This is a genomic window from Ideonella paludis (assembly GCF_018069865.1).
GTDB classification, from domain to species: Bacteria; Pseudomonadota; Gammaproteobacteria; order Burkholderiales; family Burkholderiaceae_C; genus Ideonella; species Ideonella paludis.
Map to the genome: position 1 here is coordinate 226,825 of NZ_JAGQDG010000009.1, position 11,390 is coordinate 238,214.

At 63.6% G+C, this 11,390-nt stretch carries 10 protein-coding genes; 3 read left to right on the forward strand and 7 right to left on the reverse strand.

Annotation, left to right across the window (positions count from 1 at the left end):
* Window positions 1-22: 22 nt before the first annotated feature.
* Entirely contained in the window at window positions 23-880 is an 858-nt protein-coding gene (locus KAK11_RS20760) for a DNA ligase (RefSeq protein WP_210811450.1), read from the reverse strand.
* 206 nt (window positions 881-1,086) lie between these two features.
* Here KAK11_RS20760 and KAK11_RS20765 point away from each other — a divergent pair, with 206 nt between their 5' ends.
* Entirely contained in the window at window positions 1,087-2,616 is a 1,530-nt protein-coding gene (locus KAK11_RS20765) for a methyl-accepting chemotaxis protein (protein WP_210811451.1), read from the forward strand.
* Window positions 2,617-2,619: 3 nt separating this feature from the next.
* On the opposite strand, the gene KAK11_RS20770 is transcribed toward KAK11_RS20765, so the two are convergent.
* Together KAK11_RS20770 and KAK11_RS20775 are read right to left on the reverse strand one after the other, a co-directional pair.
* Window positions 2,620-3,372 carry an alpha/beta fold hydrolase gene (locus KAK11_RS20770; RefSeq protein WP_210811452.1) on the reverse strand — a complete coding sequence of 251 codons (753 nt, stop codon included), beginning with the start codon at window positions 3,370-3,372 and terminating at the stop codon, window positions 2,620-2,622.
* 125 nt (window positions 3,373-3,497) lie between these two features.
* Window positions 3,498-4,205, reverse strand: coding sequence for a riboflavin synthase subunit alpha (locus tag KAK11_RS20775; protein WP_210811453.1), 708 nt, complete (start codon window positions 4,203-4,205; stop codon window positions 3,498-3,500).
* A gap of 270 nt (window positions 4,206-4,475) precedes the next feature.
* Here KAK11_RS20775 and KAK11_RS20780 point away from each other — a divergent pair, with 270 nt between their 5' ends.
* Both KAK11_RS20780 and KAK11_RS20785 read left to right on the forward strand, forming a co-directional pair.
* On the forward strand, window positions 4,476-4,838 hold the full coding sequence (locus KAK11_RS20780) for a response regulator transcription factor (RefSeq protein WP_210811454.1): 363 nt from the start codon (window positions 4,476-4,478) through the stop codon (window positions 4,836-4,838).
* The gene (locus tag KAK11_RS20785; RefSeq protein ID WP_210811456.1) at window positions 4,838-7,042 is read left to right on the forward strand and encodes a CHASE domain-containing sensor histidine kinase; all 2,205 of its coding nucleotides are present in this window, start codon (window positions 4,838-4,840) and stop codon (window positions 7,040-7,042) included. The genes KAK11_RS20780 and KAK11_RS20785 overlap by 1 nt, the downstream gene beginning before the upstream one ends.
* Here the strand turns inward: KAK11_RS20785 and KAK11_RS20790 are convergent.
* From KAK11_RS20790 to KAK11_RS20805, 4 genes are all read right to left on the reverse strand, one after another.
* Window positions 7,032-8,234: an ammonium transporter gene (locus KAK11_RS20790; RefSeq protein ID WP_210811457.1), complete on the reverse strand. Its 1,203-nt coding sequence runs from the start codon at window positions 8,232-8,234 to the stop codon at window positions 7,032-7,034. The two genes, KAK11_RS20785 and KAK11_RS20790, sit on opposite strands and share 11 nt — an antisense overlap.
* A 218-nt stretch (window positions 8,235-8,452) precedes the next feature.
* Complete coding sequence (gene sixA, locus KAK11_RS20795) at window positions 8,453-8,941, reverse strand: phosphohistidine phosphatase SixA (protein ID WP_210811458.1); 489 nt, start codon at window positions 8,939-8,941, stop codon at window positions 8,453-8,455.
* Window positions 8,942-8,951: 10 nt separating this feature from the next.
* Window positions 8,952-11,042, reverse strand: coding sequence for a polyphosphate kinase 1 (ppk1, locus tag KAK11_RS20800; protein ID WP_210811460.1), 2,091 nt, complete (start codon window positions 11,040-11,042; stop codon window positions 8,952-8,954).
* 67 nt (window positions 11,043-11,109) lie between these two features.
* A partial coding sequence (locus KAK11_RS20805) for an ATP-binding cassette domain-containing protein (protein WP_510606745.1) occupies window positions 11,110-11,390 on the reverse strand: 281 nt, incomplete at its 5' end.

The window sequence follows — 11,390 nt, forward strand, 5'->3', positions numbered from 1 at the left end:
GGGCGACGATAACTCAGCGGCCTCAGAGGCCGGGCTCGCGCAAGCGCCACAAGGTGGCAAACCGGGGCAAGCCCTTGGCCGTGGTGCCGCGCCAGCGCACCGTGACCGTGCTGCCCAAGGGCGGCGGGCTCGAACGCTGGGCTTCGCTCAAACCACTGCCCACACTGAAGACGCGCCCTTGCTCGTCGCGCACCCTCAGTGCGCCGGTTTGCCCGGCGAAGCGGCCCTTGCCGGGCTCATAGCCAATCACCACCGCGTCTGCGTCCTCCACAGGCTTGAGCTTGAGCAGCACGTCGCTGCGGCCTGTGAGGTAAGGGGCATCGGCTTTGTGCAGCATCAAGCCCTCGCCGCCGGCCGCCACCACCTCCGCCAGCCGGCGCTGCAGCGCGGCACGGTCAGCGACCAGTTCTTGCGCCACCCACTGCAGTCCGCTGAACTGGGCTTGCTCCACGACCCGGCGAAGGCCTTGGGCGCGCTGCTCAAACGAGCCTGCAGCGCCCGGCATCTCAAACACCCGAAAGCTGATCAAGCGCCAAGCGGCTGGGTCCGGTTCGGCTTGGCGCACCGCGCCGGAGAGCGCTTCAAAGCGGCCGCGGCCCATCCACAGCTCGCCGTCCAAGGCCACCGCCGGGAGCTTTTGGGTGAACCAAGCCGGTGCGGCAATCGGCAGGCCGCCCCGGCTCCACAAGCGCTGGCCGTCCCAGAAGGCCCGGACGCCATCGAGCTTTTCACTGACCAGATAGCCAGCAGGATCGATGGAGGGCGCCGCCGACTTGGCCAAAAGTAGAGCCGGCGCGTCAGCAGGAGCAGCCTGCACGGGCCCCACAGCCAAAGCCAGGGGCAGCAGGCCCAAGCCAGAGCACCAAACGCAGCGTTGCATGAGGGGCCTCCTCGTTGTCAGGCCGCCAAGGCTAATGGTTTGAACCCCGGACTGCGCCCCCAAGATGGGGGGTAATGCGGGGGAGATGGCCCGTTTAGGGCGTGTATTCGACCCACTGCAGCGGCCAAGGACACGCGAAGATCCCCTGGGATGCGCGCTCTCACTCCGCGCCGCCCTCACTCAGGACCCTCGCTAGGTTGCACGCCATGAACTTAAGTCAAAAAATTCCCTTGGCCTTTGGGACTGCTCTGATCTTGACCCTGGGCGCGGGCAGTGGCGGCTTGTGGATGGCAGGACGCGCGCTGGACACTTTTCAGACCGATGTTCAGGAGCGCATGGCCGACGAGCGTGCGACGGCTGCGCTGGAAGGCCACTTCAAGACACAGGTTCAAGAGTGGAAGAACACGCTCTTGAGGGGCATGGACAACGCCCTGCTGGAGAAGCACTGGAAGGCTTTTGTGGCCGAGGAGAAGGCCGTGGCGGACGGTGCCAAGCAATTGTCGGAGCGCTTGGCTCAGTCGGAACCAGCTCTCAAGACTGAACTCGACAGGTTCATGGCCACTCACCAAAGAATGGCTGTCGCCTATCGCGCAGGGCTGGAGAAATTCAAAGAGTCAGGGCTAGAGCCCTCCGTTGGCGACGGGGCGGTGCGCGGCGTAGACCGCGAGCCCGCCAGGCTCATCAGGGACATCAATGCCCGGTTGGCCAAGCGCAATGCGGAGATTGCAGCGACTGCCTACGCCCGAGGGCAACAGGCCCTGATCTGGAGTGTGGGCTTGATGTTGCTGGCCTGCTTGGGTGGCGTGACCATTGCGGTGATGATGACCCGCGCTGTCACCCGCCCACTGCAACGCGCGATGGACGCCGCCCGAACGATTGCCGGCGGCGATCTGACGCATCACATTGAAGGCCATGACCAGGACGAAGCCGGGCGCTTGTTGACGGCCTTGAGCGACATGCAAGCGCAACTGAAACAGCTGGTCGACAACGTGCGCCGGGATGCAGAGCATGTGGCCACCGCCAGCGCCCAGATTGCGCAGGGCAATGGCGATCTGGCCGAGCGCACCGAGCAGCAGGCCTCAGCCCTTCAAGAAACGGCCTCCTCCATGGAAGAGCTGGGCGCCACCATCAAGCAAAACGCTGAGCATGCCCAGCAAGCCAGCCACCTGGCCACGACGGCCAGCGAGGTCGCAACCCGTGGTGGGGAGGTCGTCAGCAAAGTGGTGGACACCATGCGTGGCATCCACGACGCGTCGCGTCGCATCGTCGACATCATTGGCGTGATCGACGGCATCGCGTTTCGCACCAATATCTTGGCGCTGAATGCTGCGGTGGAGGCCGCACGCGCCGGCGAGCAGGGCCGCGGTTTTGCCGTGGTCGCCAGCGAGGTGCGCTCTTTGGCACAACGCTCGGCTGATGCTGCGCGCGAGATCAAAGGGCTGATCAACACCAGTGTCGAGCAGGTGTCGCAAGGCACGGCCTTGGTGGACAACGCGGGCAACACCATGGGCGAAGTGGTGAGCTCGATCCAGCGCGTGACGCAGATCATTGCCGACATCAGCCGCGCCAGCCAAGAGCAAAGCGAAGGCGTCTCTCAGGTCAATGCGTCGGTGGCTGGCATGGACAGCGGCACCCAGCAAAATGCAGCCCTCGTGGAGCAAACCAGCGCAGCCGCTGAGAGCCTGCGCAACCAGGCGCAGCACTTGGTCGTGACCGTCAATAACTTCAGGGTCTGACGCTCAGGCACACAAAAAGCGCTCTACGGTGGCCGCCAGCACGACGGGCGTTTCCTCCATGGGAAAGTGCCCTGCATTGCGCAACACCTCAAACTGAGCGTCGGGGTGGCCAGAGAGCCATGATCGGCGCAGGAGGGCGTCGGGCAACAAGCCATCGAACTCACCGGCCAACACCTGCAAGGCAGGCGAGGCCCAGCCAGCTTGCGCGGCCACAGTGCTGTGTGTGCAAGCTCTGAAATAGTCCCCGAAAGCCGAGCTGGTGGCCGACTCGACAGACTGCCGGACCATGTGTTCCAGCCACGGGCCTGCCAGCCGTTGCCCCGTGGCCAAGTCCAGCAGGCTTCGACGCACATCGCTTTGTGTGGCCGCATTGGCGTAAAAAGCACTGTCCGCAGCACTCAGCGACAAGCCCGAGGGCGGCACCGGCGCAATGGCCGACCACCGCCGCAAGCGCTGGGGTGCCATCGACAGCATTTGCAGCGCTGCCAAGGCCCCCACATCGTGAGCGACCACCGCAAACTGAGCCCAGCCTAGCTGATCAGCCAGGGCCAGGGCGTCTTCTGCCATTTCTGTGAGGTCGTGGCGCCCGGGCACCTGTTTGCGGCGGCCATAGCCCCGCCAGTCGATGAATACATGGCTGAACAAAGCGGTGTTCAAGCAAGAGACCATCGGCCCCCATGCCTGCGCATGGCCAAACAAGCCGTGCAGCCACAAGACCTTGAGGGGGCCTTGGCCGACCTGATTCAATTGATTCATCACTCCTCCATAGCGGACCCTGTGCACCAGGCCAAAAGCTGGGCCGAGTCTCTGAGAGCGAAGTATCTTCTTGAATCAGGAATCGCCTATAGGCAAATTAATGATGCGCGCACTTCGGGAAAGCTTCACGACAGGCGCTTAGGCAAAGGCTGAGCCAATTCATCCACTGAAGAGCCTTGTCCCTTCAACAGCGCTTCCAGCGCTGGCATCAGGGGCCCCAGCCGCTCGTCCAAAGCCTCACGCACGGTGTCCACAAACACCTGGGTGGCACGCTCGATTTCGATGTTCAAGCGGTCTCCCACACCCTTCTCACCAAACGTGGTCATGCGCAACGTCTCGGGAATCAACCAGACCTCAAACCAACCCTCTTGGCGGTTGCACTCCGCCACCGTGAGGCTGGCACCGTTGACGGCGATATAGCCCTTGGCAAACACATAGCGAACCCAACGCTCTGGCACCGCCAAGCGCAGCACATGGTTGTTTTCCGGTTGGCGAATCGATGCCAACTGCGCCGTGAAGTCGACATGACCTGAGAGCGGATGGCCGCCGATTTCGGCCCCGTCGCGCGCAGCACGCTCGACGTTGAGGCGGCTGCCCTCTTGTAAAGCGCCCAGGGTGGTCAAGGCCAGGCTTTGTTGCATCACATCAAACTCGGCCTGATCGCCAGGCCCCACCCGGGTCACCGTCAGGCATACCCCATCGCACGCCACGCTGGCGCCCACTTCGAGCCCCTGGGCAAAGCCTGTGGGAAAACTCAGCGTGAAGCTGCGCAGGCCGGGTTGATCTGTGATGCGGGCCACCTGCGCCACGCCCTGAACGATGCCGGTAAACATGCTTGAAATCCTTTTGGGCCTCGTCCTCGTCAGGAGTCAACGAGGCCACCACTGAGAAAAAGTTGCGCGGAGGCGGTGCAACACCCCCAGAAGCCATGCACCGAAGGTTAACAGGCGCCACCAGCGGCCGAATACCACCGTCAATGCCCATCATTTGCAGGGAACTGCCGCGCCAGCCCCCACCTAGAGTGCAGCATTACCCATCAAGCGCCCAAGCCGCACCCGCGGCTGTGCGGTGCCTTTCAAAGTCCTCACTGAAGGATTGTTGTCGTGAAACGTATCCTGATCGTAGAAGACCAAGCCGATATTCGAGACCTCATCCGCATGAGCCTCGAACATGGAGACTTTGAGATCCACGAGGCCGAGGACGGGGATCAAGGCCTTCAAATGGCCCAACGGCTCGCCCCCGATCTGGTGCTGCTCGACGTCATGATGCCCGGCCAGCTCAATGGTCTGGCAGTCTGCAAGCGGCTGAAGGCCGACCCCAGCCGTAAGCGCACCAAAGTGGTGATGTTGTCCGCCAAAAACCAAGCTGCAGACAAGCAGGCTGGGCTGAGTGCCGGTGCAGATGCCTACTTGGTCAAACCCTTTAGTCCAAGACAACTCCTGCAATCCGTCGCCAAGGTGATTTAATGGAAATCATCGAACATACCGGTCATGCGGAGTCGGCTGAGGCGACCCACACGCCTTCGCCTCCGAATGCGATTGAGTCTTGGCTCACCCGACCCGCCGCCGCCTGGATCATCCTGGCGATTTCTTTGGCCCTGACTGCGATTGCGTGGTGGCTGTCACACACCCTGTCGCACGACGAAGCTCAACAGCGCTTCGAGCGCCGCACGGACGATGTGCACCGGCGGCTTGAGCAACGCCTGGCCACTTATGAGGGCGCGCTGCGCGGCGGAGTGGCTTTGTTCGCCGCCCAAGGCGGCGAGGTCAGTCGCAGCCAATGGCAGCGCTACGTCAGCACCCTGCAATTGGCCGAGCGCTACCCGGGCATCCAAGGCTTGGGCGTATCCAAGCTGATCGCCCCACCGCAACTGGCAGCCCACGAGCAGGCCGTGCGCCAAGAAGGCTTTGCGGACTATGCGGTCAAGCCCGCTGGCTTGCGCGATCTGTACACCTCCATCGTCTACTTGGAGCCGTTCGAAGGCCGCAATCTGCGCGCCTTTGGCTTTGACATGATGTCCGAGGCCACCCGCAGCGCGGCCATGCGACGCGCAGGTGAATCTGGACAGGCCGCCCTGTCTGGCACAGTCACGTTGATGCAAGAAGACGGCAAGGATGTCCAGCGCGGCTTCTTGCTCTATGTGCCTGTCTATCGGGGCAACACAGTGCCGGCCACTCAGGAAGCGCGATGGTCCGCCTTGTGGGGCTGGGTGTATGCCCCTTTTCGCATCGATGACTTGATGCATGGCGTTCTGGGCGCCGAATCGGAACAGATGCGGCTGACGCTGCATGATGGGGACCGCATCACCGAGAGCTCCAAGTTCTACGGCAGCCACCCCAGTGCGGCCACCCAAGCGCCTCCCCTGAGCTTGCAACGCCCGCTGACGGTTGCCGGTCACACCTGGACCGTCCACTACGAGGCTGAAACCACCGACTCCGGCTTTGCCACCACGCAGAGCAATGTGGTGGCCATCCTGGGCTTGTGCATCGACGCCTTGCTGTTTTGGACCATCGGCACCATCGCTCGGCGCAAGCAACAAGTGGAGCGCAATGCCCTGGCTCAAAGCACTCAGGCGCGCGAACGCACGGCCTGGCTGGATGCGGTCAGCGACCTCTCCCCCAACGGCGTCTTGGTGTTCGAGCGTCACGACGACAACACCTTCCGCTTGGTCTTCACCAACCCGGCCTTCAGCGAGCTCTTTGGGCTGCGACCCGGCGATCTGACTGGCTTGAGCGAGGAGGCCGTGGACGAGTGGCTGGACGGCCTGCGCGGCGAGATGGCACCCAACCCGCCACTGACCCCCGGCGATGCGGTGGTGCAACTGGCCGGGCCGCCTTTGTGCATCCTGCATCGCAGCTCACGAGAGGGTGAGTTGCACCGCGTCTACTACTTCCGAGACGTGACCAGCGAGACCGAGGTCGAACGGCTCAAGGACGAATTCCTGACCACTGCCGCGCATGAGTTGCGCACGCCCTTGGCCAGCGTCTATGGCTTCTCAGAGCTGCTCTTGCGCCCGGATGTGCCGGACGCCAAGCGCGAAAAACTCAATCAAATCGTCTATCGCCAAGCCGGCGTGCTCAAGCATCTGGTGGACGAATTGCTGGACCTGGCTCGCCTGGATTCGCGGGGCGAGCAGGACTTCGTGACGCAAGAGGTCGATCTGCGCAAAGTCGCGGAGACCGCGGCCGAGAGCAGCGGCACACCCGAAAACCCGCACCGCATCCAGGTGATCGGTGGCGATAAGCCGCTGATGGCCAAGGTCGACCCGGCCAAGCTGCAGCAGGCCATCGTCAACGCCACCTCCAACGCCATCAAGTACTCGGCGCCCGACGCCCCCATTGTGTTGCGCACCGTGCTGACCGAGCACGAGGGCCGCCCCTTTGCCGCCATCAGCGTTGAAGACAAGGGCATTGGCATGAGCCCCGAGGCCTGCGAGCGCGCCTTTGAGCGCTTCTTCCGAGCTGACCCTTCAGGTCACATCTTGGGCGCAGGCCTGGGCCTGGCCATCTTGAAAGAGGTGATCACCTTGCATGGCGGGCACATCACCCTCACCAGTGAGCTGGGCGTCGGCACCACCATCACCTTGTGGGTGCCTCTGCAGCCTGAGGTTGCAGAGGCGACGCCGGCGAAGCCTGCCGAGGCCCGCGCCCCGGAACTGATTACCAGCTGACCTCGCGGTCCGGCGTCGCGCCGATGCGGTGGATGCTGAGGTCAGCGCCTTCGAACTCTTCTTCTTGGCTCAGGCGCAGGCCGGCAAGGGCCTTGATCAAGCCATACACCGCAAAGCCGCCTGCCAACGCCCAGGCCACACCGGCCAAGGTGCCCACCAACTGGGCCATGAAGCCCACGCCGCCCATGCCACCCAAGGCCGTTTGGCCGAAGATGCCGCAAGCAATGCCCCCCCATGCACCGCACAAGCCGTGCAACGGCCAGACCCCCAGCACATCATCAATGCGCCAGCGGTTTTGAGTCAGGGTAAAGAGCTTCACGAACACGGCACCAGCCACGCCGCCAACCACCAAAGCGGCCATCGGGTGCATCACATCAGAGCCGGCGCAAACCGCCACCAAACCTGCCAAGGGGCCGTTGTAGACAAAGCCCGGGTCATTGCGACCCAGCAACACCGCCACCAGCGTGCCACCCACCATGGCCATCAGGGAATTGACCGCCACCAAGCCGGAAATCTTGTCCACGGTTTGAGCGCTCATCACATTGAAGCCGAACCAGCCCACCGTCAGGATCCAAGCGCCCAGTGCGAGAAAGGGAATGGACGACGGCGGGTGAGCGCTCATCGCACCGTCTTTGCGATAGCGGTTGCTCCGAGGCCCGAGCAGCAGCACCGCGGCCAAGCCGATCCAGCCCCCCACAGCATGCACCACCACGCTGCCTGCAAAGTCGTGGAACTCAAAGCCCGTCGCCGCCTTCAGCCACGCTTGCAGCTCGAACTTGCCGCCCCAGACCACGCCTTCAAACAGCGGGTAGATGACGCCGACGATCACCGCCGTCGCCATCAGTTGCGGGCCAAAGCGCGCACGCTCGGCAATGCCGCCGGAGACGATGGCCGGAATGGCTGCCGCAAAGGTCAACAAGAAGAAGAACTTGACCAGCTCAAAGCCGCTCTTGGCAGCCAACAGCTCCGCACCGCTGAAGAAGCTGACGCCATAGGCCACCGTGTAGCCGACAAAGAAGTAGGCGACGGTCGAGACCGAGAAGTCGACCAGGATCTTGACCAGCGCATTGACCTGGTTCTTTTTGCGCACGGTGCCCAGCTCCAAGAAGGCAAAGCCCGCGTGCATGGCCAGCACCATGATGGCGCCCAGCAAAATGAACAAGGCATCTGTGCCCTGCTTGACTTGATCCATGAGAAACCCCTCAGCACTGCGCCCGGCGGCGCGACAACCTGACCGCTTTCTGCGCGCCTGCACCGGCATGGCGCGCAGCGCGACTCAGTGAGCAAGTTGTGTGCCGAGACTCGCACCAAAGCGACGCCGGGCGCACCGGGACGGTGAAGCCTGCCGCGCACCTACAAAGTGCCCCATTGCACCGTCTCGGTGCAAATGCACCGTACGTGGTGCAGGCCCTAGATCATTTCAGGGGTACGCACCGCCACCAGAACCACCTCGCCACGGTCCTCGCGGGGTCGATGCCGCAGCCACCACACCCCACCCTTCTTCACGGACCAAGGCTGCAACCCCCCTTCCGCCGCACTCGCCAGGCGCGGGCCGGTCATCAAGTAGGCAGCCGCCAAGCCCAGTGTGGGTTGATGGCCGATGACCAGCACAGGCTCGCGGGATTCAGGCCAGCGCGCGGCGGCCAGCAGGGCCTCCACACCCGCGTCGGGCGCCAGGGCCTCAGAGGTCTTGAAGCGGCGCTCCAAGGCTTCCGCCGTCTGCTGCGCGCGCAGCGCAGGGCTGACCAAGATGCGGGTGCGATCCGGCAGGAAGCGGTTCAACCACTCCGCCACGCGCCGCGCGTGTTTCACGCCTTTGGGCGTCAGGCCGCGTGCGGGGTCGTCGACGCCAGCTTCCAGCTCTTCTGCTTCGGCGTGGCGCCAGAGAATCAAGTCCATGACGGCGGCCTCAGTCTGTGCTTGAACGACCGAAGCGCTGCATCAGGGCGCGCTGCGCGCTGGGCCCGTCGGTACGCTCTCGCAGGTAGCTGCCGTCCGCCTGCAAGGTCCAGGCGTCGCAGGCGTCGTGCAAATAGGGGACCAAACATTCGTCGATCACGCGCTGACGCAGCTTGAGGTCGTTCACCGGCCAGGCCAGCTCGATGCGCCGCTCCATATTGCGGCTCATCCAATCGGCACTCGACAGGTAGAGCACTTCGTCATCGTCCGAGGGGCCCCAGCGCAAATAGATGACTCGCGTGTGCTCCAAGAAGCGCCCGACCACTGAGCGAACTCGGATGTTCTCGCTCACGCCCGGCACACCAGGGCGCAAGGTACAAGCACCGCGAATGATCAGCTCAACCTGGGCGCCCGCCTGGGCTGCGCGCAGCAAGCCGGCGATCAAGGCGTCGTCGGTCAAGGCATTGCACTTGACAACCACCCGGGTTGGCAAGCCCGCCGCAGCCGCCTGGGCGACTTGATCGAGCTGCTTCAGCAGCCGACGATGCAACACAAAGGGCGCCGTCAACAAGTGTTTGGGCGGCTTCACACGGGTGAGGCTGGCGATCTGCTGGAAGATGCCGTCGGCGTCAGCCGTGATGCCTGGGTCTGCGGTGAGATAGCCCACGTCGGTGTAAAGCTTGGCCGTGCGCGGGTTGTAGTTGCCGGTGGACAGATGCACGTAGCGGCGCAGGCGCGCCTGGCCTTTGCTGTTGAGCTCGCGCCGGGTGACCAGCAGCAGCTTGGCATGGGTCTTCAAGCCGACGATGCCATACACCACCTGCGCACCGACGGACTCCAAGCGCTCAGCCCAGTTGATGTTGGCCTCTTCGTCAAATCGGGCCTTCAACTCCACCACCGCCGTCACCTCTTTGCCGCGGCGCGCTGCTTCGAGCAGCAAGTCCATCAACACCGACTGCGCCCCGGTGCGGTAGATGGTCTGGCGGATCGCCAGCACCTCGGGGTCATGCACCGCTTCGCGCAAGAACTCGACCACGGGATCGAAGCACTCGAAGGGGTGGTGCAACATGATGTCCCGCTCGGCCAGCACCTCGAAGAAGGAACGACCACGGCCCAATCGCCCCGAAGGCCAACTGCCCTCGTAGGGCGCAAAGCGCAAAGCATGACCGGGCAAGTCGTCGGCTTGGTCGATCAACTGACCCAGGCGCACCAGGTTCACGGGGCCGTTGACGCGATACAGCGCCGCTTCGGGCAGTTGAAATTGATCCAGCAGCAAGCGCCACAAATCCTCAGGACAGGAGCGGACCACCTCTAAGCGAATGGCCCGGCCAAAATGCCGCGTGGTCAAACCGGTGCGCAGCGCTTGGCGCAGGTTGGTGACATCGTCTTCGTCGACGTCCAGGTCGGAATCCCGGGTCACGCGGAACTGTGAGAACGACTCCACCGTCCGGCCAGGGAACAAAGACTCCAGGTGGGCGCGAATCACACTGGACAGCAACACAAAGTGCTGTTGCCCCGCCGGACAGAGGTCGGGTGGCAGGCGAATCACACGCGGCAAGACGCGGGGCACCTTGACGATCGCAATCGATGACTCTCGGCCAAAGGCCGCCCGCCCGCCCAGGCGAACGATGAAGTTCAGTGACTTATTGGCCACCTGCGGGAAGGGGTGCGCAGGGTCCAAGCCCACCGGAATCAGCAGTGGCCGGACCTGCTGCTCAAAAAAGCGGGCCACCCACTCGCGCTGCGCCGGGCTGCGGTCGGCATGGTTGACCACCGCAATACCCTGACGCTGCAAGGCCGGCATCACCACTTCGTTGAAGACGGCGTACTGCTCGTCAATCAAGGCATGGGCCGCTGAGGCGACCGCCACCAGCTCACTGTAGTTGGCCTCACCGCCGCCGCTGAGCGTGCTCTCCAGCACGTCTGCAAAGCGCACCTCGAAGAACTCATCGAGGTTGGACGACACAATGGTGATGTAACGCAGGCGCTCCAGCAGCGGCACATCTGAGCGCTGCGCCTGCGCCAGCACTCGGCGGTTGAACTCAAGAATGGCCTGCTCGCGGTTCAGGAGCACGGCTTCGGGGGCAGACACAAGGCTCATCACCTCAGTTTATGCAGACTGCGTGACGCCGCTGTGACAAACACAGCGCCCTGCCCCCCTCTGTTCGTCATTCCCCCAAATAAGCCGCCCGGACCTTGGGGTCGGTGAGCAAGGCTTTGGCCTCACCGGTCATGGTGATCTCGCCGGACTCCATCACATAGCCGCGGTTGGCCATGGCCAGGGCGCGCGAGGCGTTCTGCTCGACCAGCAGGATGGTCACACCCTGCTTGTGGATGGTGTCGACCACCTCGAAGATCTTGTCGACCATGATGGGTGAGAGGCCCATGGAAGGCTCGTCCAGCAGCAGCACCTTGGGGCGCGCCATCAGCGCGCGGCCCATGGCCAGCA

Coding starts and splice junctions, on each gene's coding strand:
- ppk1 (WP_210811460.1), bottom strand. CDS start 11,042: ATGAGCCTTGTGTCTGCCCCCGAAGCCGTGCTCCTGAACCGCGAGCAG.
- KAK11_RS20770 (WP_210811452.1), bottom strand. CDS start 3,372: ATGAATCAATTGAATCAGGTCGGCCAAGGCCCCCTCAAGGTCTTGTGG.
- sixA (WP_210811458.1), bottom strand. CDS start 8,941: ATGGACTTGATTCTCTGGCGCCACGCCGAAGCAGAAGAGCTGGAAGCT.
- KAK11_RS20790 (WP_210811457.1), bottom strand. CDS start 8,234: ATGGATCAAGTCAAGCAGGGCACAGATGCCTTGTTCATTTTGCTGGGC.
- KAK11_RS20760 (WP_210811450.1), bottom strand. CDS start 880: ATGCAACGCTGCGTTTGGTGCTCTGGCTTGGGCCTGCTGCCCCTGGCT.
- KAK11_RS20775 (WP_210811453.1), bottom strand. CDS start 4,205: ATGTTTACCGGCATCGTTCAGGGCGTGGCGCAGGTGGCCCGCATCACA.
- KAK11_RS20785 (WP_210811456.1), top strand. CDS start 4,838: ATGGAAATCATCGAACATACCGGTCATGCGGAGTCGGCTGAGGCGACC.
- KAK11_RS20765 (WP_210811451.1), top strand. CDS start 1,087: ATGAACTTAAGTCAAAAAATTCCCTTGGCCTTTGGGACTGCTCTGATC.